Genomic DNA, 323 nt, shown 5'->3' on the forward strand with positions numbered 1-323 from the left:
TCATTGGCCGAGGTTCAAGGTCAAACGGAACTGAAACAAAACTTGATCGATCACCTGTTTGTGTTTCAGAACTATCCGGAAGTCTATGACATAAGCGGGCAATCCGAGGATCAGGATTTTCAGATCACAGATTTCCAAGGATTCGAGCATACCAACTATTCGTTAAGCGCCACAATGCATGTACAGGCGAACCGGCTTGGCATCAAAGTGAGTTACAATGCGTCGGAACATCGTAAAGCTAACATTGAACGAGTTATCAGCCATTTGGAGACCATACTAGAGCAGATCGCTGAAACACCGGATATGCGGCTGGCGGAAATCGA

At 46.1% G+C, this 323-nt stretch carries 1 protein-coding gene; it reads left to right on the plus strand.

Features of this window, described 5'->3' with window-relative positions; all coding sequences use genetic code 11:
- Nucleotides 1-323: condensation domain-containing protein (locus FS818_RS28445; RefSeq protein WP_186375620.1), on the plus strand; the 323-nt coding region annotated here is incomplete at both ends.

Source organism: Paenibacillus xylanexedens, assembly GCF_007680605.1.
GTDB classification, from domain to species: Bacteria; Bacillota; Bacilli; order Paenibacillales; family Paenibacillaceae; genus Paenibacillus; species Paenibacillus xylanexedens_B.